This window comes from Micromonospora sp. RV43 (assembly GCF_001029515.1).
In the GTDB taxonomy this organism is placed as follows: Bacteria; Actinomycetota; Actinomycetes; order Mycobacteriales; family Micromonosporaceae; genus Micromonospora; species Micromonospora aurantiaca.
Genome location: NZ_LEKG01000078.1, coordinates 1 through 24030, shown reverse-complemented (window position 1 = coordinate 24030; position 24030 = coordinate 1). Strand labels below are relative to the sequence as shown.

The following is a 24030-nucleotide window of genomic DNA, read 5'->3' as shown; positions in this document are numbered from 1 at the left end:
GACCGGGCTAAGACTGGCGGCTGCCCCACCGTCGCCGCTTGTGCACGCTGCTGGCGATCCGCTCGGCGGCTTCCCGAGGGTCCTCGTGCTCCCACACGCGGATGACAAGCCAGCCGTCGTTAGTGAGGAGACCGTCGGTGGCGGTGTCGCGGGCCTGGTTCCGTGCGACTTTTCCCGACCAGTAGTCGGTGTTGGTCTTGGTTTTCCTGCTTCCGTGCTGTGGGCACCCGTGCCAGAAGCATCCATCGACGAAGACGGCGACTCGGGCTGGGCCGAAGACGATGTCAGCGCGACGACGGAGCGATCGTGTGGGTGCGACGTCGACTCGGTAGCGCAGTCCGGCGGCGTGCAGCAGGCGTCGTATCGCAAGCTCGGGCTGGGTGTCGCGAGTCCGCTGCCGCTGCATGCGGCCGCGCACCCCTGGGCTGCTTGCCCAGGAGTACGCGGCCGTGTCGTTCCGGGGCGTCCGGTTCGCGGTGGCAGGGCGCCCTTGGTGCTTCTTCATTGCCCGGTTGCGGCCTCCTCGCCGGGAAGTCCGAGTTCGCGGCGGTCGCGGTATGCCTGGGCCATGCGCAGCAGCCGGGGCTTGGTCCCGCCGAAGCTGACCAGGGCTTCTCCCTTGCCCAGGGTCCGAATCTGCTCGGCCAGGCGCGAGTCGTTCGGGTTGAGCTTTCGGGCGGCTGCGGCCGCGACCGTGGCGTCCGGAAGGCGGAAGCACACCTTGGTCTGGGCGTTGGTGGCGACCACGTCGGGCAGGTCCCCCGGCTGCTGAGTGGCGAGCACGACGCCGAGGCCCTTCGAGCGGCCTTCGCGGATCATGGTGTCGATGGCCTTGAAGGCCGCGACTCGGTGGGCTTCGTCGACTACGGTGACGTACCGGACGGAGTTCGGTACGGGCGGCAGGGACTGCACTCGCAGCAACAGGGCTGACAGGATGAATCCGGCGGCTAGGACGGTAGTTTGGCCGTTGCCGGGGATCCGGCTCAGCCCGAAGACGACGTTGTGGTCGATGACTTCCCCGAGGGGAGGCCCGTCGCGGAACAGTTCGTTGTGGGTCAGGTCGCCGATCACTCCGGACAGGTCAGCGTCGAGTTCGTCGTCGAGGAGCCGGAGCGTCGGCCACCGTCCTTCTGCCCGCCCGACGGCGTAGGCACTGCGCAGTGCCTTCTCCAGCTTCGCCCGCTGCCTTACGCCCATTCTGGTGAACGACTTAGTGGCGACTTCGACGGTGTCGCGCAGTTCGATGACGGCGGTGTTGACCGCGCGTTCACTGAACTCCCCCAAGGCGAGCGGGTTGTACGGCGCGCCGTCGTTCCACAGGTCGAGGAATTTCGCGCCGGCCAGGTGGGGGAAGCCGGTCTCGTCGCTGTAGTCGTTCTTGAAGTCGGCGATGCCGAACTTGCTCCCGCTGTGGTGGGCGAGCTGCGCGAGCAGGCTCATTGTGAACTGCGTCTTGCCCATACCCGAGCTGCCCCACACCTCCACGTGGCCGTTCTGGAGCACGCCCTGCTCGGGGCCGGCCGGGTGCCAGCGCACCTCCTCGCCCGTGGTGGCGTCCCAGCCCAAGACCGGGGCGCGGAACGGCACCGGTTCCGTGGCGGACGTAGTCGGCTGCGTGTGCCTGCGCGGCTCCTCGGTCGCGCTCGGCTCGGAGGTGCGGGCCTGCTGCGGCTCAGTACCCTGAGGGTTCGGCGGCGCGGCCGTCTCGTTTGGCGAGGGCCGGGCAGGCTCGGGGACGTCAGCGTCCCGGGTTGTGTCGGCCGGCGGCTGCGCCTGTTCTGCGGGCTTGGCCTCCGGTCTGCGCCGCGTCCGTCCGCCCTTGAGAGGCGGGCGCTCGGCTTCGACGGTCCTCAGGTCCGTGATGCGCACCTGCGCGGCTTCGAGCAGCAGGTCCTCGGTGAGTTTGATGCTGTGCAGCACCACCGGGACGATGTCGCTGGCCACCTTGTTCGGGTAGTGCCGGTGGAACTCCTCCACCTTGGGGCCGAAGACCAGGCCGACGCCCGCCCACTCCAGGGTCCCCGTGCCGGTTCGGAACGCCTCGAGCGCCGCCAGTTCTTCGGCGTCGAGCTTGAAGCGCGACTCCCGTGCCACCGAGTAGGCGGCCTCCGCGATGCGGTTGAGCCACAGGCGGCTGTGGATGGACCCGGGCTCGGGGTAGGCGGCCCACCTAGTGGCCGCGAGCGTCTGGTTGAGCTGGTCGAGTGCACCGGCAGCGGCGTCGGTTTCGTCGCTGCGCCTGGCCTTCACCTCGATGGCCGCGACGTGGACCCCTTCCTCGGAGGGGTCGAGTGCGATTGCGAGTAGGTCGGCGCGGCGGCTGGGGAACCAGTGCCGGTACTCGTCGAGGCTGACGAGCAGGACGCGGCACCCCGGCGGCAGAGGCCAGGGGGTGGTCGTGCGGGCGAGCAGCGAGAATGCCACGACGTGGCCGACGAGTTCATTGATGCCCGTGCCGCTGGTGGCGGCCTCGAGGGCCAGGATGCCGTAGCCCTGGCTCGCAACCTTGCGGAGGTCAGTTCCTACGTTGAAGGCGACGTCCCGGTCGGCGACGATGTTGGCTGCGCGCAGGCTGCGGCCGATGGCGCGGTCTGCCGGGCCGCCCGACTTCTGGCTTAGCACCAGCGACAGCGGGCTGTCGCCACCGAGTCGGCGCTCCTGGTGCAGGATGGCGATGCGGTGGGCGCCGAGGGCCTGCTCGAGGCTGTCGCGGGTGGCGTAGCGGTCGAGGGTGGCTACCCAGAGCGCGAGGTCGTGGACCTCCCGAAGCTGCTCGGCGATGTCCATGGCCCCGGTGCGGACCTCCGGCACCGGGATCTTCTCGCCTTCCTCCGGCCAGGATTCGTCCACAGCCGCCTGCAGCTTCAACCACGTGATGCCGGCACGCGTCGTAGCGGGCGGCATCAGCAGCATGCGCCGCTCCTTCCCAGGCCGCTGCGAGGTCCGGGGAGCGAAGAGCACTTCGGAGTCCTCCCGCGGTGCGGGCACTTCGGGGAACTCGATCTGCAGCCGGTTTCCGCCGTCGCTGATTCCGGTCACCAGCGCGAGGTGCACCGCCGGGTTCGGCGAACCCGGCTGCTGCAGGACCTCGCGGGCCCGGGCGAGGCTGTCGAGGTAGCGCAGCTCCAGCACGTCGCGGCTGTCGCGCAGCTCTTCATCCGCGCGTGCGAGGGTCTGCCAGTGCGGCCTGTCGGTCGGCTCCTCCCCGACGCAGAACACCTCGACCTTGGCGACGGTGCCGCGGCCGGTCTTGCGGCCGATGAGCTTGACTGCCTGCGAGACGAGCAGGTCGGCGGCGCCGGGTCCGTAGGCCAGGCAGCGCAGGTGCCCGGCGGCCTCAGGCTGCAGCGAAAGCAGCCGGACCACGACCGAGGTCAGCGCCGCGCCGGCGTAGCCGCTTTCGTCGCGGGTGTTGGCCCCGCCGTAGAGGCTCCAGAGCCGCCCTTCGCTGGTGGGCAGCATGGCTTTGTCCCGCAGGCGTGCGCGAACGTGGGCGGGGTGGTGCGAGGCTGTCGTGCGGGCGATTCCAGCGGCCGTCGCGGCGACAGGCTTGTCGTCGCTTGCGTCGGCCGCGTCGAGCAGGGACCACAGCGCGTCGAGGTACTGGGCGAGCCACTCGGCCTTCAGTGGCGCGAAGCCGGTGAGAGCCACGCAGTGGGCTGGGCCCTCGACCGCCCCCGCCAGCGAGAGTGCCTCTGCCACCTCGGCCTCCGCGCCGGGTGCCTTGTCGTTGCCGGCGGCAGCCCAGCTGGTAGCCCACCTGCGCAGGGGCTGAGGGCTGAGCCCTTCCTGCAGCGACAGCTGCGCAAGCTCGCGCAGCTCGTGCGCGAGCGGCTTCAGTTCATTCGAAACGGGCTGCGGGCTCGGTGCCTCGTTGCTGCAAAACGACGAGAGGGTCGGCTCGTCGGCCGCCGCCAGGGTGAGGGCGGTCTCCTCAGCGAATAGCAGCGCGGCGCGCAGCAGTGCGGCGTCGTCGAGGTCGGGCCGCCAGTCGACTTGGACGGTGCTGCCGTCGGCGGCGTGGAGCCGCAGCTGCAACAGCGCGAGTTCCCCCGAGGCGAGGTCAGCGTCGTGGAAGGACGCCTCGACGGTCTTGTCGGTGTCGGCCGGCTGGAGGAGGAGGCCGTCAACTTCGACGCCCCGGCTTTCGAGCCGGCGCATCAACCCGCCCAGCCGCAGCCGCGCGCAGCCGAGGGTGATGCACCGCACCGCGCCGCTGCGGTTCGGCTTCGCGTTTTCTGCCGACGGCTTCGGGCTGAGGAGGCTGATGCGCTTCAGCGGACCGCCGAGCTGCTGCACCGCCTTGATCAGGGCGCTCTCGGGGCAGGACGGGTTGCTGCCGCTGATGGCCTTGTCGCGCAGCAGCTTCTCGAGCTTGATCCTGGTCGGCCTGTCGAAGATGCCGTGGGCTTGGGCTTCGTCGAGGTCGAGCAAGTCCCGCGCGGCGTCTCGCTGCTGAGCGGAGCGGCGGAGTTCCTCTGCCCGCGAGTGGTACCTAGGCCAGGGCAGCAGCGCAACCCGCTCGTCCTCGTGCCGCCGCTGGTAGTCGGCCAGCGCCTGCAGCGCGACGTCGGCGAGGTCCTTGGTGCGCTGTTCGAGGATCTCGCGTGCCTCGTCGAACTCCAGCTCCTGGAGCAGCTGCTCGCTGCCGGACTGCAGCATCGTCATCACGGCCGCCGCGGCGGCGTTCGCCTCCGCCGGCTCGTTGCGCAGCCTGGGCCGTCGACCGAGGACCGTCTCGGCGCGCCGGCGAATTTCCGTGTAGGCGCTGGGCCGCAGGACGTCGTCGCTGGTGCGGCGGGCGGCGAGGGCGAGGTTGTCGCCGATGCGGTCGGCGTCGACCCTCTCGCCGGTGGCGGTGTCGGCGAAGGCGCCCAGGGCGGGCAGGCTCTTCAGGGGGTCTTCGCCGGCAGCGACCAGGTCGAAATATGCCGCTACCTGCGCGGCGCTCGGCTTGTGGGCGATGCCCACCCGGGCGATAGCCTCCCGCACCGCTCGCACCGGGCCGTCGAGGCTGGCGGCCGGTTCTTGGCGGGCAATCGTGAGCAGGCCTTCGGGGGAGTCCAGGAGCACGCCGGGCGACACGTTCTCGAACAGGTTGAGGCCGCTGCGGTCCGGGACCTGCAGACCTTCGCACAGGACCAGCACGATGCCCTGCGGGTAGCGGTTGCGCAGTCCCGTCCCGGAGCCCGACAGCGCGTGGGCGCCGAAGCGGCGGGGGCAGTCGGACACTACGGCCAACGGCGGGAGCGCCTCGCTCCACGCCGCCGCCATGCCCAGAGCGAGGCTGGTCGGGACACCCTCGACTAGGACGAACTTGGAGCTTCCGCTCAGGTTTCTGATGTGTGCGGCCAGTGCGCCGCCGAGCCGCTGACTCACATCGACCGCCTCTGCGCGCGCTCGCCGACCACGGTGGTCCGGTCGGACAAGCTCAGCGCCAGTCCCGCCTCGCTCATGAGCCTCTCGGCCCGGCGGGCGTTGCGCTCGAGGCCGGCCCCGTCGACCTGGCCGCGCAGGCTCGTCGACGCCGCCGACTCTTGGTTGATCACCAGTCCCCACTCCTGCCGCACTGCGGCGAAGAACTCGTTGCTGGGCATCGGCATCCGGCTCGACAGCGCGCCCACGAGGGCGGCCAGCAAGTCCGGCGTAGCTGTCAGGTAGCGGTAGCGGGTCCCAGCAACGAGCCCCACCGACTCCAGCAAAACCCGGAACCCGTCCTCAGCCCGGCCGTAGTTCGCGCTCTCCACCGACGTGCGCGCCAGCCGCAGGTACTCGTCGTCCGAGCTGCGGGCGGTCAGCTTGGTGAGCTGGTGCAGCAGCCCGTCGGGGCCCTTCTCTCCGTCGAGCTTGTTGCGCCGGTTCTCGAACTCGTCGGCCCACACGACGGTCTTTCTCTCCACCAGCTGGCGCATGATGCGGGCGACCGTGGAGATCGTCGCCTCGTTGAGCCGGATCCGGGCCCGCCGGTACGACTCTTCCGACCGCTGCCGGACCCGGTCCTGCGACCGCGGCCCCCCGCCGAAGCTCAGCAGGAGGAAGCGGTCTTCCTCGGGTGTCGAGGTGGCGTCCCAGGCGACCCTCAGGGCGTGTACCGCCAGGTCCAGCGCGAGGATGGTGCGCAGCTGCCAGAGCTTGGCCGGCCCGCTGGCGCTGCCCTGGCACATCACCCCCTCGGCGTGACGGCACAGGCTGGCCGCGAGCGGCTGCAGCAGCTCGTCCTCGCCCCGCTCCCAAGCTGCCTTCTCGTCCTCTTCGGTGTCCGGCGTCTTGGTGGTGAACGGCACGTCGGTCTGCAGTGCCGATTCCAGGCGGCGGCTGATATCCGCCAGCGGACTCGGCCCCGTCAGGGCCTCTCGGATGGCGGAGACAGCGCGCGCCCCCTGCTCGGCCGCCTTCGGGTCGGTCGGCGCGAGGAGCAGGCGGGCGAGGGTGATCCCGCTGCCGCGCATGTACACCTTGCGCACTGTCCAGTCGGGTCGGCTCGGCGCCTTGCGCGCGTCGTACCACAGCAGCGACTCGTGGAACGGCCTCAGCAGCCACGCCCCCGGCTGGCCGCGCTGCGTGTCAGGGTCGACGAGCCCCTGCAGGGCGCTTTGGGCCAGCGCCAGGTTGGCGCTGTTGCGGACATCGGAACCCGACGCGAGCAGCTTGCCGTACAGGTTCGGCGTCATGTTGTCCTCGCCCGCGCGCCCCTCCCGGCCCGCCAGGAAGTTGGTGGCGAGCGCCAAGCTGCGCAGGGCGAACCGCTGTCGCTTGGGGCTGCGCAGCTCGTCGCTGCTGGCCGGGGCGCGGTAGCGGTTCTGGGCGAGGGTGAGCAGGGTCTCCGCGCACAGCTGCGGAGCCCGCTCGTCGCGGTCGGGGTCCAAGCCGAACAGCACCTGTGCGACCCGGCCGGGGGTGAGATTCCGGTTGTCGAGGAGCACTACGCCCTCCGAGAGGTCGCGAAGTACGGCAGGTTGACCTTCACCAGTGCCGGCGGGTCGGAGTCGGGATCGGCGACGCGGATGGCGTCGCCGGCGGCCTCCGCCGAGGCAAGCCGGCTGTAGAAGCCGCGCAGGTCGTTCATCTCGGCGACGCCCTGGCCGACGGGTCCCTGGAAGTCGGCGGCCTCGCGGATGGCCTCGTACATCTTCGGGCGGATCCGCAGCGACAAGTCGTCGCGGCCGTCCACGACCAGCTCTACGTCGACGTGGTCGACATCCAGCAGCCGCTCCACGAGCCCGCGGTCGGGCACCCGCACAGACAGCCGCTCCAGCGGGACGAGTCCGTACACCAGCGACGGCCTCGCCGGCCGGAAGGAACCGGGGTCGCGGGCGAACAGGCAGGCGGGGTCTGGCACGACGAGCCCTTCGTGGGGGCTGGAGAACCCGGTGACGAGGAAGTTCAGGCCGCGCACCACTTCCGAGACTTCGATGACGACGTCCTCGCTGCGGGCGGCCTTCTGCGCCAAGCGCACGAGGTCGGCGACGTAGCGGTATCCCAGCAGCCGCCTCGACGCGACGTCGGCGCCGCCCAGCGCTTGGCTGGCCTCGAAATAGAGGCGCTGGCGCCACAGCACCTGGGCGGGCGCGTTGCTGTCCCGGTCGCCGGAGACGAGCGCGTCCAACCCGTCGTCTACCTTCGTCGGGTCTTCGCTGGTGCTGACGAGCTCACCCAGGTGGTGGAACGTCATGGTCCCCTGCTTGGTGCGCACCCGGTCCTGCGGCGAGCGGCTCCCAGCCAGGGCGAGGCTGCCGTCGGGCCCGTCCTCGACCAGCGAAGGATCGCCGGCGAGCAGCCGAACCACGTCGGGCGCTCCGGTGGTGTCCCGCAGCCAGCCGTCGATCTCCAGGTCGCTGACGTGCCCCAGCTGGGCAGTGCGCATCCCCGCCATCAGCGGCGAGCGCTCGATGGCGTCGAGGGTCAGGCCTCCGCCCACGACGCGGGTGAAGTACCCGTCGGTGGCGGTGAAGGCGGCCCTTTCCATGTCCCGCGTTGCTGTCTTGACGTGCTTGCACGTCCGGTCGCCGACGACGGCCCAGGCGAGCACCGAGAGGACTTCCCGGATTGTCGGCACCGCTTCGCCGGCGCCGAGGCGGACCAGGGTCCGTAGCTGCTCGCGCACCTGCGGGTCCCGCAGCGCTTCGGCGTTGCTGCGCATGGGGCAGCTGCCGAGGTCGAACGGGCAGCCGGCGCAGCCGGACCACAGATCTTCGCGCACGAGGAAGTCGAGCAGGGCGTCCCACAGCCCAGGCGCGGTCGGGCGCTGGCGGTTGACGTTGACCACTACCAGCTTGCCGACCTCAGCTGCCCCGCTGCGCAGCGCCTGGTCGAGGGCTGTGGCGAGGTCTTCGTGGTCGAGGATGTCGAGCGCGTCGCGCAGGACGCCCTCGTTCGCGCACACCAGATACTGGCCGGACCCTGCTGCCAGGCCCGTGAGGACCGCCTGCAGCGTCGAACGCCGCGCCGCGTCGTCCGGAAGCCCCGAGAGGTCCTTGACCACCCAGCGGCCCGAGGCGACCTCGCGCAGGTCGTCGCCTTCGGGAAGGTCGCCCCCGACAGCGCGGGAGTACGTCTCCGCCACTGCGGTCTTGCCCGTGCCGGCGTTGCCGGTCAACACCACGGCCCCAGCCTGCCCGGACTCGGCCCACGCGGCGACGTACTGAGCCAAGCGGGTGGGAACATCTGCGCCGAGCGCCTCGCCGAGGCGCTGGAAGTGTTCGCGGTAGGCGCCGGCCTGGTCGGCGCTAAACACCGACAGCGACCGCAAGGCGGCGACAGCGGGCAGTTCGTCCGACACTTCTCGGGGGTCTTTCACTAGCCGGCTGCCTTCCTCTCGGCTTGGCGCTCAGGTTGGGTGGTGCGTCCTGCCAGCCGGCGTAGAGCGTTCAGCTCGGCTGCCCTGCGGGTCGGCACGCCTGCTGACAGCAGCACCTGAGTCAGCGCGTCGACGATCTCCTTCGCTGCCGGAGGCGGGACAGCGTTGCCGATCTGCCGGCGGACGCGAGCGTACGCCGATGCCCGGTTGCGCACCGTCCCGTACTCGAAGACGAAGTCGTCGGGAAAGCCCTGCAGCCGCGCCTTCTCGCGGTTGCTCAGCCGCCGCGGCTCGACGTGGTGGTAGCCGTGCGTGCCGCCGCCGCCGCCCGCGATCATGGTGTAGGCCGGCTTGTCCGGGTCCAGCCGCCGGTAGACGTGGCTGATCAGCCCCTTGACCGCCGACGGGTGCCCCTCGGGGATGACGCCGTAGTTCGCCCCGGGCGGGATGAGCTCGAGGCGCTTGACTACCTCGGGTCCGTCGAGCCCGCGCTCGTGGTTCGGCGCGTCGTCCGGGATGGGACTTGTGTCGAGTGCGTCGGCGACTGTTACGTGCCGCCCGGCGTAGGGCTCCGGGATGATCGGCGGCCGAACCTTCAGATCTCGGCGCACCCCGACGACGATCAGGCGCTCGCGGTGCTGCGGGACGCCCAGGTCTGCCATATCGATGACCTGGGCCGACAGGTCGTACCGCACACCCGGCCCGTTCCTCGGGCCGCTCACGAAGCTCGACGGCGACCGCAGAGCGTGCCGGACGAGGGTCCACGCAGCCCCGTGGTTGGCGGAGAGGAGGCCCGGCACGTTCTCGAGCACGAAGGCTGCCGGACGCAGCCCGTCCAGGAACCGCGCGACATGGCGGAACAGGTTGCCTCGCGCGGTCTTCAGGCCGTCGTGGTTCCAAAGGGTGGAGTAGTCCTGGCACGGCGGCCCGGCGAGCAGGATGTCGCAGGGCACGTCTGGCACGTCGAGCTCGGCGATATCTTCGGCAACGATGTGCCGCCCGAGGTTGCGCCGATACGTCTCGACGGCCCACGGCTCGATGTCGTTTGCCCAGACGACGCCCACACGCTTGGTCTGCTCCGCGCCGAGGTCCATACCGCCGCAGCCGGAGAACATGGAAACTGCGGCGTAGCGACCAGCTGGCCGCGCCATCAGAGCCCGCCGCCCGACCCGACGGAACGCCCGTGGCCTGCAGTAATCCGTCGGCGTTCGCCGACCGGTGTCGAGGTCGCGTGTCGCGGGGTCGTCCTGAGCATGGGTTGCACCCTATCGGCAGCCTCCGACAGGAGGCAGGCGACCCGCAGGCATCATACGCGCCCGCGCTGCCGGTCGGGCTGCGATCAGGGACAAGGCCGCGAAGGCTCGCGCCGCAGCTGGGCTAGCAGGCGTGGTTGGCGTGCCGCAGCGCCCGACTCGCGACCCGGACTTGACTTTCACAACATCAACTGAAGTACCTGCTATGTTTCCGTCCGTGGATCACCTGAGCGAAGCCGTCGCAACCCTCGACAAGAACGGCGTGCTCACCCCCCTCGCGGACCTAATCCGGCAGGTGTACCGGAGGGCAGCTGACCGACACGAGCCAGACCTGGGCGACGACGCTATGAGCTTCGGTACCACGGTCTGGCGCAACCTGACGAACCTGGGAGTGGCGCAGTTCGGCGGTCTGGCAGGCGTCGACGCCCGGATCGAGGACAACTCGTTGGAGATCCTCTGCGCGGGCTACATCGTGCGGCTCTACTCCCTCCAGGGCGGCACCGGCGCGAGCGTCGAGTCGATCCGCTGGGAAGGCAGCGAAGCGCGGCTCGGCGGAGCCGTCGAGAACAGTCGAGGCGGCCAACTCGCACTGGACGACGAAGAGCAGTTCCCCGAGGCGTTTACCGGTGTGGTTCCGCGCCGGCGCCACGTTCGTGTCGCGCACGCGGGCGACCTCGACACCGGCGAAGCGGTCGCCTACCTCGGACTGCCGCGGGACAACCGCGACGGGGGATCCCCCTGGTTCGAGGTGCAACTCTGGATCGGCCAACCGGCTCACCCGGTGCTGGTGGCCACGGGCGGCAGCTCTGCAATCCCAGGTCCCGCGCTGCCCGGCGAGGTGCCGATCCCGGAGCTCGAGGTCATGGTCCGGCCGAAGCGGCGCGGTGACGGCGTGCGGCTGTCAGCGCTCGCGTGACGGCCACCCGCGACCGGGGAGAAGCACCGGCGCTGGCAGCGGCAGCGTTTCAGCCCCACGCGCTGACGCTCGCCCGCCGGTGGCGACGGATCCGCAAGAAGGAGCTGGCCCGCCAGGTAGGGGTGACTGCTGCCGCAGTGAGCCAGTACGAGCTGGCGCAGTCCCGTCCGTCGCCCGCGACGCTGGCCCGCCTCGCGCTCGCTCTTGCCGTCCCGGTCCGGTTCTTTGCCGCCGGCATTCCTGCGCCGGTGACGGCGGGTCACCCGCACTTCCGGAGCTTGCGCACCACGACGCAAGCCGAACGGGACCAGGCCCTCGCATTCGGCGAGATCGCATGGCGTGTCGTTGACGCTGTCGAACAGCACCTACAGCTGCCGGTGCTGCGGCTGCCGTCGATCGACTTGCCAGAGGAAGCGTCCAGCCGCGACCTCGAAGCGGCGGCGGTAGCCGCCCGCCACGCCCTCGGTCTGGGCGACGAACCCGTGCCTCATATGGTTCGACTGCTGGAGGCGGCCGGAGTTGTCGTGCTCACGTTGCCGGACGTCTCCGAGCGGGTTGACGCCTTCTCCCACTGGTACGGGTCGCGGCCGTTCGTGTTCCTCAGCCCGAGCAAGAACGACAAGGCGCGGTCACGGATGGACGTGGCTCACGAACTCGCTCACCTGCTGCTGCACCACGACGCCGAGCCCGGCAGCCAAATACTCGAGCGAGAAGCGACGGCCTTTGGGTCGCAGTTTCTCGCACCGAGCCGCCAGCTCCGCGACGAGTTGCCCGCCCGACTTGACTTCGAGCAGCTCCAGCGAACCAAACGCCGTTGGGGCCTCTCACTCAAGGCGCTCGTCTACCGAGGCCACGCCATGGGCATCTACAGCGACTACACATACCGGCGGGCCATGAACATGCTCGCCGAGTGGGGCTACCCCGAGCCAGCAGACCTGGGACACCGCGAACAGCCCTCACTGCTCGGCAAAGCCGCCGCTCTCCTCGCCGAGCAGGAGCACACCGTGACTTCTGTAGCAGAGCAGGCAGGCATGTCCTCCGACATGCTTCAAGTGGTGGTGTCGGCAGGATCGGAAATCACCCTGGGGCTCGACGTCGAGGCATAGTCGGTGCTCCGCCTGAAGCCCTGACGTGTACGGCTGATGTCGTGCCAACGTCTTCCCCCTCAGTAAATTCGTACCGGACCGAGCACTTAGCTGTGCTCCTACCGACGGCGCGCGAGTAACGGAGGAGCCGGGCAAACGACCGGTGAGCGGGCGTCATGCCCATGATCCGCTGCCGAGGGCCGGTGGTGCACAGTCCGCAGGCCGGACGCGTCCCTCCCGAATGCCGGAGCAGGACGTTCGACGCCACTGGCCAGCTCGCGGCCGTCGAACCCACCACGGCGATGGCAAGAAGTACCGCGGTCGCGGCGGCCAGGATTCCCAGGACGGTCCGTTCGAAGCCGTCACGAAGGGCTCTCCGCGGATTTGGTTGTCGAAGGGGAGGCGTAGCAGCGCTCGCACTGCGATCGAGTGATCGCCATGCGTGAATGAGGACGTAGACTGGGCCCATTCGCTAGGGGGTGGCCGCGGTGCCTCATCGGAGCCAGCAGTGGGTGTGGGCGGGACGGGTTGTCTTTGGTGTGCTCCTTGCTGGTGTGGTGGTGTACCTGGTCGTAGTTGGACTGGACAAGGCCGACAAGACGGCCAGCAGCATCGGCGCGGTCGTGGCGTTGGTTGCTCTGGCAGTTCCGTACCTACTACCACCACGGCAGAGTGGAGGCGTGTCGGTGCCCGATACGGACCGGGTAGAAGAGAGCGGTAAGGCCATCGCCAAGGCTGGTGGACGAGCCAACACCGGAGCAGAGACCGACGCCAGGGACCGGTCGGCACAGGTGGTCCGTTCAGGGGACGCGACCGCTGAGGGGCCAGGTTCAGTGGCCAACACCGGCATCCAGCGTGGCTCACAGTAATGGCCGCCAGCGGAGCCGCAGCGGACGCAGAACCTACTAGGGCCAGCGTTACCGATTCCGGCAATGCGCGAGCGAGCAGGGGTGGCGTAGCCAACTCCGGCATCATTCTCGGTGGTGTCAAGACCGAGTACCACCAGCACCAGGCTCCTGCAGTGCCGCTGTGGCCGGTGGTGGTGGGGCGGCCTCCGGCATTGGCATCGGCGTTTCAGCCAAGAGAGGACTTACGGGAGAAGATCCTCAACACCCGCAGCTGCGGTTATGACGTGCTCTTGCCTCATCAGGCTCGAGACCATGACGGCAACGCGCGGGTATTGGCTGGTGGCGGAGGGGTAGGTAAGTCGCAGCTGGCGGCGTGGTTTGCCTGGGACGCCATCAACGGGCGCGCGACAGACCTGGTGGTATGGGTCAATGCCGCCAGCCCTGACCAGGTCGTCACTACCTACGCCCGCGCCGCAGCGAAGGCCGGTGTTCCCGGAGCCGACGGTGCTGACCCGACCGCTGACGCGACGGCGCTACTGGAGTGGCTAAACAGCACCGAGCGGACCTGGCTGTTCGTCCTAGACAACATCACTGACCCGGCCCTACTCGGCTGCTGGTGGCCACCGCCGCGACCCACCGGCTGGACCCTGGCCACGACCCGCCTGCAGGATGCCACCCTGTTCAGTTCCGGCCGGAGGAAGACCGACGTCGGCGTGTACAGCCCGAGTGAGTCGCTGATGTACCTGACCGACCGGCTTGCCGGTGTCGGGTGCGCCCACCTGCTCGACGACCAAGCCCCGAACCTTGCCGCCGCGGTGGGGCATCTACCGCTGGCATTGTCCCACGCTGCCGCTTACATGATCGCTCAGGAGGAGGGGTGTGCGAATTACCTGGCCCGCTACAAGAGTGGTGGTGAAGGGCTGCCAGACCTCATGCCCGCCAGCGCAGACCCCGACGCCTACGGGCGGCCCGTGGCCGTCACCCTGCTGCTCGCTCTAGATGCCGCCGATGGTTCCGCACCTGTCGGGCTGGCCCGCCCCGCCCTAGCGCTGGCCGCCATGGCCGACCCGGCAGGGCACCCCGACGCACTATGGTCCACCCTTGCGGTCACCGAATACCTGTCCACCCACGGTCGGGGTGACACCGGCGAGCCCGTCACCACCGACGAGGCGTGGAAAGCGATGCGGCTGCTGCACCGCTACGGGCTGCTCATCCACACCCCCACCGACACCACTCGCGCCGTTCGCATCCATGCTTTGACTGCCCGCGCCACCCGGGAAACCACCACCGACTCCGTGTCGGTCGCCCACGCCACCGCCGACGCGCTGCTGCAACTATGGCCAGACGCCGACCACGCCACCACCGATCTCATCAACGCGCTGCGCGCCAACACCAACACCCTGGCCGACATCGCCGGCGATCTGCTCTGGCAACCCCACGGGCACCCACTGCTGTCCAGAGCTGGCATCAGCCTGCTACGCGCCGGCCTGCACACGCCCGCCGTCGCATATTGGAAGCACATGACCGAACAGGCGGTCCGGCTGCTCGGTCACGAGCATCCGAACACATTGACCGCCCGTGCCAACCTCGCCGCCTCTTATGGGCAGGCGGGGCGCATAACCGAGGCGATCACCATTGAGGAGAAGGTGGCGACCGACAGCGCACGCCTTCTCGGTAGGGAGCACCCGGACACGCTGGCCGCGCATGCCAACCTGGCAACTTCCTATCGACGGGCGGGGCGCACTACCGAGGCGATCATCCTCATCAAGAGGGTAGTCGCCGACTACGTGCAGCTACTCGGCGATGAGCACCCTCACACATTGAGTGCCCGCGCCAACCTCGCCGCCTCTTATGGGCAGGCGGGGCGCATAACCGAGGCGATCACCATTGAGGAGAAGGTGGCCACCGACAGCGCACGCCTACTCGGTGACGAGCACCCGGACACGCTGGGCGCCCGCGCCAACCTCGCTGTCTCCTATCGGCAGGCGGGGCGCACTGCCGAGGCGATTGAGCTCCTCACGAAGGTGGTCGACGACTTCGTGGGCCTTCTCGGCGATGAGCACCCAGATACGTTGGCCGCCCGCGCCAACCTCGCCAGCTCCTACCGGCAGGCGGGGCGCACTGCCGAGGCGATCACCATTGAGGAGAAGGTGACCGCCGGCCGGACGCGCCTTCTCGGCGAGGAGCACCCGGACACGTTGGCCGCCCGGACGAATCTCGCTGTCTCCTATCGGCGGGCGGGGCGCACTGCCGAGGCGATTGACCTCTTGACGAAGGTGGTCGACGACTTCGTGCGACTCCTCGGTGAGGAGCACCCAAGCACACTAATCGCCCGCACGAATCTCGCTGTCTCCTATCGGCGGGCGGGGCACACTGCCGAGGCGATTGACCTCTTGACGAAGGTGGTCGACGACTTCGTGCGACTCCTCGGTGAGGAGCACCCGAGCACATTGACCGCCCGTGCAAACTTGGCGGCCTCCTATCGGCAGGCGGGGCGCACTGCCGAGGCGATCGATCTCCTCACCAGAGTGACTGCCGACAGTACTCGGCTGCTGGGCGATGACCACCCCAACACGGTGGCGACGGCTGGCGCTCTGCGGGAATGGAGAGGCGAGGCCTGACGCCTGCTGTTCATTCAAGGGATACGGGCTCCTCAGCTGGAGGCCGTTGTGCGCATTGGTTGTGCTCGACTGGCACTCATCTCTACGCTGCCACGGATCTAACGGACTCGGAGCCGGAGGGTGACGCGATGTCACTGACCGACAGCATTGGCACCGACTTGCAGGCAATGGCGGCGGGTGTGGACCGGACCCAGCAGGAGGCTGGCGCTGTCGACCATGCGATCGAGCAGATCACCGCTCGGGCGGTGGCCTCCGGCTTTGCCGGCATCGCTGCCGGGTTGGCTCGCGCGCGAGAAGTGCTCGGACAGGCCCGGTCTCGGCTGGCGCAGGCCGGTGGGGTCCTGGGTGAGGCGTCGCGGTCGCTCAGTGCCGTGCCGCAGCAGCCGTCACCGCAGGAGACGATCGCCACGCTTACGCCGGTCGTAGCCGCGCTGACCGCCGTCGACGGCCATGTCACTGCGGCCGGATCCGCGGTCGATGACACGCGACGGCTGGTCACGGCGGCGTTGCAGGGAGGACAGCCCGGTCCCACGCTATCGCGGCTGCAGCAGGTGCTGCAGGTCCTGGCGACCGTCCGGACGCGCGGGACCGAAGCCCGACAGCACGTCGATACGGCGCTGGCGCAGGCTCGGCAGGTCGGTGAACTGGGAAATTGACGACGGGCGGTGGCAGCGACATTAGCCGACCGCCCGCCACACGCGACACGTCTGCGACTGCAACGGAAGCACCGGCTCAGCCCGAGTTGGTGCCCGAAGGGTTGACCGATGCCGCTCGGGACCTGCCTCGACGGCAAGCGAAAGACCCTACCTCCGGTGTGGCGTTGATCGGTGGTGAGCGGATACCCATGAGGTCTGGCCGTGACCCGGACGCCGCCGCCGACCTCAAGCCTGCCTACAAACTCATCGCCACCACGACCGACCATCTGGAAGCCAAGCTTGCCGCCCGGATGCGCCGCGACCACATCACCCAGGCAGCTGTGGTGACGAACAATCCGCCCTGCGACTACACCCCCTACGGCTGCGAGAAGATCCTCTCCCGGCTCCTGCCGGCCGGCGCGCGGCTGGCCGTCTACGTACGCGACGATGACGGGCAGGTACGCCATTGGCGTACCTACACCGGAAACGGAAAGGCGATCGCATGAAGGTGACCTGGACCTACGACCGGGGCGACCAGCGCGACAACCACGAGGTCGAACTGACCGACCCCGACGCCCTCGGAGCCCTCCTTCGCGAGATCCAACAGGCCGGCGAGCCCGTCGTGCTGACCATCTTCAGCGACACCGACAATGACCCCGACGACCTGCCACCCGGCATCCAGATCGGACTCGGTCACCCCACCCACGCCTTCGCAGTACACATCGCTGACGACGGCGGCTACCTCAACGACCCCAAAGCGGAAACCCCGGCCGAGGGACTCCACTTCGACTTCGGCGGAGTGCCCACCGAGTACCCAGCTGAGCACCTACAACTTCGGCCCGAAACGGCGATACAACTGGCAGTCACCTTCCTCAAGACCGGCGGCGAACCGCCGCACCTGGCGGCCGTCACCGAGTGATCGCGTGGCGAGGGCAGCGGCGCGCTCTGGCGCGCCCACCCGTGATGCCGAAGGCCCTGCGTGCCCCGCAGGTACGACCCGGACGGCTTCTACGGGCGGTACGACTCGACCTAGCGCCGGTAGTCGCGCCGTCCGTTCAGGGGTCGCTCGATCCGTCCCGTTGTTCCGCCGCCGCGTTTACTCAGACCTTTTCGGCTGGCTGGATGTACAAGGGGCGGTTGAGCTGCGGGCCCTCCGGGTGGTCGTATCGCGTCCATCTCAGCGACGCCCAGAAGTCGTCGGCTTCCTCGCTGAAGGCGAGCAGTCGTCGTTCGGGGTAACTGGACGCCAACGCCCCGATGATCTTGGTCCCGATGCCTCGGCGTCGGTGCGACTCCGCCACCTCGATTAGTTCAATCTCGAGTGCTGCGTTGCCGAGTTCAGGGGTTCCTAGGTAGTGATCGATCACGACGCCGGGGTCGAGCTCGATCCGTGCTACTTCCACTCCACCCTGGCGGACCTCCAGCAAGGTGTATGACTTGACGCCGTCGATTGACCGGTAGTCCCACCAGCTCGGGCTGAAGTCGCTGTTCTCAGCGAACGGATACCAGATCACCTGGTCACCCGGTCCGGGCCGCTTCTCGATGAAGTCGAACGTCACTCGACGCATCCTATTTCGTGCACGGATCGAGCCGGGAGCGGCGGTATGGCCACGGCCGGGCGCCCGGCCAGCGCACCCCCATCGTCGGCAAGATCGCCACTGCCCTGATCAGCCGTCACCGCGCCCGAGGTGCCCGTTTGGAGAGCACCATGGGCAGTCCTTGTCACGACGTGGCATCTGGCCTGTGCGTTCGCGCCGTCTGGGCAGGTGGATCGTGGAGGTGGTGTCGTCGGGGTCGTGGTGCATGCCGGTGACCGCGAGCATGAAGTGGTTGATGGCCTCGGTGGCGACGAGGCCGTTGAGGGCGATGACGCTGGGCGCTGGAACGCTTGCGACGTAGCGGGCGGCAGCCCGTACGTGTTCGGGTTGCATGTCGATCGCGAGTTCGGTCGGGTCGATGAGGCCGTTGCACCACATGCAGCCGGTTCCGGGGACCACGAACCGGTTGGCGGCGTGGATCTGGCCGACGATGTCGTCGTCGTTCACGGGGATCTTGACGCCGATCTGCGTCGTGGGAATCAGGTACTGGTTGGCGGCGGCGTTGACCCAGTACCGGGCGGAGTGGCTGTCCGCGGCGAGGAAGATCCAGTCGCAGTAGTTCAACGACTGTCTCGCCGTGCTGGTCTCGACTCGTTCCGCCATCACCGTCAGGTCGATATCCGAGTTCGCCCGACGGGCGTTCCGGACTGCGGGGAGGGTTTTCGGCCGGCCGACGTCGTCGCGTTCGGTGGCGAGCAGCCGGGGCAGGTTCGTCTCGTCGACGATGTCGTCGTCGATCAGGACCAGGCCGCCGACGCCGAGGCGGGCGAGGAATTCGACGAGGATGCTGCCGACCCCGCCGAGGCCGACCACGGCAACCCGCAGGCGGCTGAGGGACTCCTGGCCGAGCTGACCGAAGAGCCTCGCCTGCCGATCGTGCAGGAGCTCGGCCGTGCCGGCGCGGGCGGGGCGAGGCCGCAGGCGAATGAGGTTGCCGCTCGGGATGACGACCTCCGCGAGGTCGACGCGGGACCCGTCGGGCAACCACAGGTCACCGGCGGCGGCCTGGTCAGTGAAGACCAGTCCGCCGACGACCTGGCCGGTGATTTGCCGCAGTGCCGGGTAGCCCCGCTCGTGGCTGGCCAGGTCGATCCGGGAGAAGCCAACCGTGACGCCGCCGAGGTGGTTGTGCACGGCGAGGTAGGCGAGCCCCTCCTCCCGCGCCCGGACTGCGGCGTCGCGGACGAAGGACGGCGCGAGAGCCCGGTACCCGGTCTCACCGGGCACATAGTCGACCCCGTCCTTGGCGAGGATCAGCTCGCGGGCGAGCAGCCGGGGCCCGCGCGGGCCCTTCGCGCGGCCTGCGAGGATGACCGCGCCGTGTTCGTCCCTGTCGCTTCGGAACAGGTGATTGGACAGGTCGGCCCACAGCCGAGCCGGCACAGTGAGGCTCCAGCCGTCCGCCGGCGGGTTCACTGGGTGACGAGCCATTTGATCACCTTCTCGGCCTTGAGCGCGGCGTTGTCGATCCCGGCCTGCCACCCGTTGGAGCGGCGTGACAACTGCAGAGCCGGCCTGTTCTGCCAGTCGACCTGTTGGATGGCCGGCCCGTGAGGCTGCCCGTCGGTGCGGGTCAGCCGTCCGGTGTAGTGGGGGTACACATCCGCGCAGGGATAGGCGGCGCTGATCTGGAAGCCCAGCCATGTGGTCGACGGGATGTAGCCCGGGCCGATCTCAATGTCGTTAACGATCACGAAGGCGCCGCCGGGGCCGTCCGGGGTGACCTCGACCGGCTTGCCGGCGAAGTGTTCCCGGACGGCGTCGACCGCGGTGGTGACCGCCGTGGTCGGTTCGGTCACGAGTTGTCGTCCGGCGCGACCGCGAGGAACTCCTGGTGAGGGTGGACCGTGATGGTGTCGTCGTCGCCGATGACCTCGTAGCGGTTGCCCCGCTTCACCGAGAGCTGGAAGTTGGGCTGGATGTGGACGCCCTGGGCGACGGCGGCCTGCTTGATGTCCCGGCCGGTGACCCGGCGCTCGGGCAACTCGATCGGCTGGTTGTTGACCGAGACCGTGATGGTCCGGGGCGAGCGCTGGTTCTCGCCGACGTTTTCGGTCGCGCTGGTCGTCATATTGATCTCCTCGGATCGTTGCTGCTGCTGGAGCGCAGCGGGTACGGTAGGTGTCCTACTAGTAGGACATCGTTCGACTTGTCGAACGAGATCAACGCTACCACGCGAGTGTTCGACATGTCGAACGGTGGTAGAAAGGTGGTTCGCGCAACCTGCGAGGAGATGCCCCGCCCATGGCTCAGACCAGGATCAACGTGCCGGCGCTGTACGCCGCCCTCGACGCCGCGCGCAGAAGCAAGAACCTCTCCTGGCGACAGCTCGCCGGCGAGGTGGGATGTAGCCCTTCCACGATGACCCGCCTTGCCAACGGCTACCGGCCGGACGCAGACGCCTTCATGACCCTTACCCAGTGGCTGAAGATGCCAGCGGAGACCTTCTGGATCTCCGACACGGAGGACGACCAAGACGAGGAGCCGGAACTCCTCGCCGAGGTCGGCGTTCTCCTGCGGGCTCGCAAAGATCTCGGCGAGGAGGAGAAGCAACACCTACAGAACGTGCTCGAAGCAGCCATGAAACTGCACGCCACCCAACGCGCGGCTCGGAACCGGTGACACGTGGGCAAAAGGCTCCCCAAGGCTGAGATCCAGCGCCGAGCGATCGACATCCGAAAGACCGACCTCGGTCTCACCGAACACGATCGGCTCTGCCCCTACGAACTCGCCCACGTGCACGGCGTCGCCGTGCACGCCTTGGACAGCCTTGCGGAGATGGGATGTCCTGAGAAATCAGTGACCTTCTACGCCTCCGAGCGTCCGGAGGCATGGTCCGCCGCGCTGGTGCCTGCCGGAACGGGCCAGTTCATCGTGGAGAACACCTCACACCAGCCCCGCCGCCGCAGATTTAACGTCGCCCACGAGATGGCCCACGTGCTCCTTGAACACGAGTTCGACCGGGTCATGTTCAGCGCCGAGGGTCGCCACGGTTGCGCCAATCCCACCAGCAAAGATCAGGAGTGGGAAGCGCAGGAACTTGGAGCCGAACTGCTGCTGCCCCTGGCCGCCGCGTACAAGGCGGCCAGGGAGCGCAGGAACGACGAGCAAGTCGCCGACCTCTTCGACGTCAGCCTTCCGGTTGCCAGGTGGCGCATGAACGGAACGGGGACGCGGATTGTTGCCCAACGCGCAGCCGCGAAGCGGGCCAAGTCCGGAAAGTCTTGGTAGCCCAATTTCATCTACCACCTCGCTGCTCCGCTGGGCGAGACGTCGGCGTCCGGTGGCCTGGTTGGGTGGCGGCAGCCGGGGGACGAGTCCTGCGAGTTCAGGGCGAAAAGCCTGCGCGGCTGGTCCTGAGCGACCCCATCGCCGCCCTGGTCATCGCCGCCGTGGCGGTCAAGGAAGGCCGGAGGCGTGGCGTAGTGATGCCTGCTGCGCGGTCCTGCTCACCGTCCCGCTCGCTGACACCCGCACCCGCGCCGGTGCCGTCGCAGATGGACACGGTGCCAGCGAGGATGACGCGTGCGGATGCCGACCGGGCTGCTCCTGCTGCTCGTCGAATGCGGCATGACCGCACTGGCTATCGGGCGGCGGATGCTGTCCGCGGTGCGCGTCGCGTTCGACGCCGAGTTGACCACCGGCCGCACCGTGACCGACCCGGCGACGGCGTGACGGGCCGCCGAACGCGCGCACATCCTGTCCCAGCTCTGGCCGTGGCCGCACACCGTGGCCCACGCCGTCATGCTGCGCCGCGCCCTGCACGAACGCGACCGCGTAGGAGCGGTCGGGCAGGTCATCCGCCTCGCCGTAGCCGGACCCGGATCCGCGCTCGGCCGCTACCCGGTCGGCAACACCGGCCGCGCCCGCGTACTGCTGACCCCACCCATGCCGATTCCCGCCGGCCTGGCCGCGGTGCTCGCCAACGCGCCCGGAACAGCGGCCGACGCCGCCCGATGAGCCCAATAGCCCACGCCTCGCCCGCCCGGTCACCGACCAGATGACCGGGTGGGCGCTACACGCTGGCATTGGTGACCCCGCCGCACTGGCCGCCCTCATCCCTGCCAGCAGAGCTGAGGGAGTGCACATCTTGGTCTGGTCCAAGACTCGTTTGACGCGGTCGCAAGCGATGCTTTCTCCTCGCGCTCCGTCAGCTCCGCCCCGCCGGTCAAGCGTGATTCGACCCTCGTTCTGCCCGCCTTATGGCGGTGTTGCTGCGACGATGCAGGACGTGGGATCCACGAACATGATGAAGCCTGCCATCTCGCCCCTCGCCGGCGAGCCCATCGAACGCGCCGACGCCGAGCGGCTCGCGGGAGTGCTGAAGGCTTTCGCCGACCCGGCTCGGCTGCGCTTGCTCAGCCTGATCCAGTCGTCTCCGGAGGGCGAGGCGTCGGTGAGCGACCTGACCGAGCCGCTCGGATTGTCGCAGCCGACCGTGAGCCATTATCTTCGGATTCTCACAGAGGCCGGCCTGCTTGAACGGGACAAGCGTGGCGTATGGGCGTACTACCGCCTGGTGCCGTCCGCGATCGCGGGCATCGCCGAGCTGTTGACGCCGCCACGCAAGCGGGCGACGAAGAAGGCCCGCTGATCCTGCGGGAGGGACTTCACGGCTCGCATGGTGCTCCGTTGGTGCTCGGATGTTCGGCGCCGGGCGAGCATCAACGCGGCAAAATCAGCACGGTGACATCTCCATCGGGGAACCGCGCGCTTCGCCCTTCGGCTGCAGCGCGCGGACCAGCCGAAACAGCAAGCCCTTCGCGTGGACGAAGGGCTTGCAAAACAGCACGTTCTATGAGACTTTGTGTTAGGTGGGGAAGGTGGTTCACCCTTCCTCCTACGGATCAGAAGGTTAGGGGTTCGAGTCCCTTCGGGCGCACCAGTTGAACAGCAAGAACGCACAGGGCCGGTCGCTTGCGACCGGCCCTGTGCGCATCCGGTGACACCAACGTCACTCGGGTCCTGCTCGAGGGCGGCTGGCCGGCATCGGCCGGGCCAGTCAGCCATGCCCTTAGCTCGACATGTTGCAGCCTCCTTCCTCGGCCCAGGGCCGGTCCTCGCGGATCGGCCGCACAGGAGCCCTGGCGGGCACCAGGAGGACAGCCAGCGCCCGGATGGGATCAAATTCGTTGTCCGGTATGGCGCTCGCTCGTCCCACCGGGGGAAGCTGAAAGGTCTACGGCTACCGGACGAGGAGATCGAAACCGTTGTCTGCCTGGGCAGCCGGCAACGCACGGACGTGTCGGCGATCATGATGGTATGCAGGAACGTCCGTTACCGCGGCCTGGTTCGCCGGAGCTCAGTATTCTTCCCAGTGAGGCCCACAAGCTGCTGTACAGGTATCTGTACGACCGGCGCGATAACCCGCCGACGATGCGCGAGATTCGTGCCTTCGTCGCCGAGCGACTGGGTGAAGCGCCCTCGCAGACTGACCGGCGTGTCCGGGACCTCCGGGACCACTTCGATGTGCGGACAGTGTTGTTTGGGGGCGAGCACCGCTACAAGCTGATGGGCTGGAGCCAGACCAAGAAGGACGGATCTCGGAGGGCCTTGAGCCAGAGGACTAGAGCCCAGGTCCTCTCACCGCAGCGCTGTGCTCAATGTGGCCGTAGCCCATTGGGGCACGGAGTCGTGCTCGTCGTCGATCACAAGGTTCCCCGGGAATGGGGCGGGACTGACGACATTGACAACCTCCAGCCGTTATGCGAGGAGTGCAACGCAGGCAAGAAGGCCTTCTACGCGACGTACGACAAGTACGGGGACGCCATTCAGGCAGCGGCAATGCACCCTGAGCCCCATGGGCGAATCGGCGAACTGCTCAAGGCATTTCGAGGCGACTGGGTGCCCTCCGACCTGATTGGGGTGGTGGCGTCGATGCAGCAGTATCAAGAGGACTGGCAGAAGCGCCTACGCGAACTCCGCCTCTTGGGCTGGACGATATCCTCGCGCCGGTCGAAGGACCCCGGGACAGGACGGGTTCACGCCTGGTATCGGGCCGAGATCTGGAAGCAGTGGCCACCCGGGTCGATTAGGGCCGAGGTCGCCCGGCTAGACCCGTCGAACAAGCGGAAGAACCGGGATTAAGAGACCGGCAGGAAGGTAGCTACGCCTCCGTCGTTGCGTCTCGGCGGAGGCGTAGCTACCTTCTCTTAGAGCGTGTTTGAGATCGGGTTGATCAGGTCCGGGTGAAGGTGCGGCGGGCTTGGCGGCGTGCGGGTTGGCCGCGGGTGATGCGGCGGGTCATGCCGGCGATGGCGGCCCAGCGGATGAGGGC

At 68.6% G+C, this 24030-nt stretch carries 21 protein-coding genes; 12 read left to right on the top strand and 9 right to left on the bottom strand.

Annotated elements, in window-relative coordinates; translation table 11 throughout:
- Positions 1-7: 7 nt before the first annotated feature.
- The 5 genes from ABD52_RS38365 to ABD52_RS19430 all read right to left on the bottom strand — a co-directional run bounded on the left by ABD52_RS38365 (position 8) and on the right by ABD52_RS19430 (position 9912).
- On the bottom strand, positions 8-406 hold the full coding sequence (locus ABD52_RS38365) for a very short patch repair endonuclease (RefSeq protein ID WP_152748281.1): 399 nt from the start codon (positions 404-406) through the stop codon (positions 8-10).
- Positions 407-501: 95 nt separating this feature from the next.
- Positions 502-5379 (bottom strand): helicase HerA-like domain-containing protein, encoded by a 4878-nt coding sequence (locus ABD52_RS19445; RefSeq protein ID WP_013289159.1) that lies wholly within the window; start codon positions 5377-5379, stop codon positions 502-504.
- On the bottom strand, positions 5376-6923 hold the full coding sequence (locus ABD52_RS19440) for a hypothetical protein (RefSeq protein ID WP_013289158.1): 1548 nt from the start codon (positions 6921-6923) through the stop codon (positions 5376-5378). The genes ABD52_RS19445 and ABD52_RS19440 overlap by 4 nt, the downstream gene beginning before the upstream one ends.
- On the bottom strand, positions 6923-8779 hold the full coding sequence (locus ABD52_RS19435) for an ATP-binding protein (protein WP_174361753.1): 1857 nt from the start codon (positions 8777-8779) through the stop codon (positions 6923-6925). The genes ABD52_RS19440 and ABD52_RS19435 overlap by 1 nt, the downstream gene beginning before the upstream one ends.
- Before the next feature lie 17 nt (positions 8780-8796).
- Positions 8797-9912 carry a DNA cytosine methyltransferase gene (locus ABD52_RS19430; protein WP_200905210.1) on the bottom strand — a complete coding sequence of 372 codons (1116 nt, stop codon included), beginning with the start codon at positions 9910-9912 and terminating at the stop codon, positions 8797-8799.
- A gap of 355 nt (positions 9913-10267) precedes the next feature.
- On the opposite strand from ABD52_RS19430, the gene ABD52_RS19425 reads away from it, so the two are divergent.
- The 6 genes from ABD52_RS19425 (at position 10268) to ABD52_RS19400 (ending at position 17074) form a co-directional block, all read left to right on the top strand.
- Complete coding sequence (locus ABD52_RS19425) at positions 10268-10966, top strand: hypothetical protein (RefSeq protein ID WP_152748278.1); 699 nt, start codon at positions 10268-10270, stop codon at positions 10964-10966.
- Positions 10963-12072, top strand: a complete 1110-nt coding sequence (locus ABD52_RS19420; protein WP_013289154.1) for an XRE family transcriptional regulator — start codon at positions 10963-10965, stop codon at positions 12070-12072. The genes ABD52_RS19425 and ABD52_RS19420 overlap by 4 nt, the downstream gene beginning before the upstream one ends.
- Before the next feature lie 1000 nt (positions 12073-13072).
- Positions 13073-15520 carry a tetratricopeptide repeat protein gene (locus ABD52_RS19415; protein WP_013289152.1) on the top strand — a complete coding sequence of 816 codons (2448 nt, stop codon included), beginning with the start codon at positions 13073-13075 and terminating at the stop codon, positions 15518-15520.
- A gap of 128 nt (positions 15521-15648) precedes the next feature.
- Positions 15649-16176 carry a DUF6244 family protein gene (locus ABD52_RS19410; RefSeq protein ID WP_013289151.1) on the top strand — a complete coding sequence of 176 codons (528 nt, stop codon included), beginning with the start codon at positions 15649-15651 and terminating at the stop codon, positions 16174-16176.
- 89 nt (positions 16177-16265) lie between these two features.
- Positions 16266-16661, top strand: a complete 396-nt coding sequence (locus ABD52_RS38360) for a DddA-like double-stranded DNA deaminase toxin (RefSeq protein ID WP_342341499.1) — start codon at positions 16266-16268, stop codon at positions 16659-16661.
- Entirely contained in the window at positions 16658-17074 is a 417-nt protein-coding gene (locus tag ABD52_RS19400; protein WP_013289149.1) for an Imm1 family immunity protein, read from the top strand. Before ABD52_RS38360 ends, ABD52_RS19400 begins: the two co-directional genes overlap by 4 nt.
- A 181-nt stretch (positions 17075-17255) precedes the next feature.
- Here the strand turns inward: ABD52_RS19400 and ABD52_RS19395 are convergent, their stop codons facing one another.
- From ABD52_RS19395 to ABD52_RS19380, 4 genes are all read right to left on the bottom strand, one after another.
- Positions 17256-17714, bottom strand: coding sequence for a GNAT family N-acetyltransferase (locus tag ABD52_RS19395; RefSeq protein ID WP_013289148.1), 459 nt, complete (start codon positions 17712-17714; stop codon positions 17256-17258).
- 108 nt (positions 17715-17822) lie between these two features.
- The gene (locus ABD52_RS19390) at positions 17823-19184 is read right to left on the bottom strand and encodes a ThiF family adenylyltransferase (protein WP_047892734.1); all 1362 of its coding nucleotides are present in this window, start codon (positions 19182-19184) and stop codon (positions 17823-17825) included.
- Positions 19166-19552 carry a hypothetical protein gene (locus ABD52_RS19385; protein ID WP_013289146.1) on the bottom strand — a complete coding sequence of 129 codons (387 nt, stop codon included), beginning with the start codon at positions 19550-19552 and terminating at the stop codon, positions 19166-19168. Before ABD52_RS19385 ends, ABD52_RS19390 begins: the two co-directional genes overlap by 19 nt.
- The gene (locus ABD52_RS19380; RefSeq protein WP_013289145.1) at positions 19549-19824 is read right to left on the bottom strand and encodes a multiubiquitin domain-containing protein; all 276 of its coding nucleotides are present in this window, start codon (positions 19822-19824) and stop codon (positions 19549-19551) included. Before ABD52_RS19380 ends, ABD52_RS19385 begins: the two co-directional genes overlap by 4 nt.
- A gap of 173 nt (positions 19825-19997) precedes the next feature.
- Between ABD52_RS19380 and ABD52_RS19375 the strand changes: the two genes are divergently transcribed.
- The 6 genes from ABD52_RS19375 to ABD52_RS19355 all read left to right on the top strand — a co-directional run bounded on the left by ABD52_RS19375 (position 19998) and on the right by ABD52_RS19355 (position 23840).
- Positions 19998-20375: a helix-turn-helix transcriptional regulator gene (locus ABD52_RS19375; protein ID WP_013289144.1), complete on the top strand. Its 378-nt coding sequence runs from the start codon at positions 19998-20000 to the stop codon at positions 20373-20375.
- A gap of 3 nt (positions 20376-20378) precedes the next feature.
- On the top strand, positions 20379-20984 hold the full coding sequence (locus ABD52_RS19370; protein ID WP_013289143.1) for an ImmA/IrrE family metallo-endopeptidase: 606 nt from the start codon (positions 20379-20381) through the stop codon (positions 20982-20984).
- 294 nt (positions 20985-21278) lie between these two features.
- Entirely contained in the window at positions 21279-21428 is a 150-nt protein-coding gene (locus ABD52_RS39820; protein WP_157547425.1) for a hypothetical protein, read from the top strand.
- 21 nt (positions 21429-21449) lie between these two features.
- Complete coding sequence (locus tag ABD52_RS19365) at positions 21450-21713, top strand: DUF3703 domain-containing protein (RefSeq protein ID WP_085985951.1); 264 nt, start codon at positions 21450-21452, stop codon at positions 21711-21713.
- Between the two features lie 286 nt (positions 21714-21999).
- A complete protein-coding gene (locus ABD52_RS19360; protein ID WP_085985950.1) occupies positions 22000-22347 on the top strand; it encodes a helix-turn-helix transcriptional regulator in 348 nt (115 codons plus the stop codon).
- A gap of 668 nt (positions 22348-23015) precedes the next feature.
- Positions 23016-23840 (top strand): HNH endonuclease, encoded by an 825-nt coding sequence (locus ABD52_RS19355; protein ID WP_047892733.1) that lies wholly within the window; start codon positions 23016-23018, stop codon positions 23838-23840.
- Positions 23841-24030 lie beyond the last annotated feature (190 nt).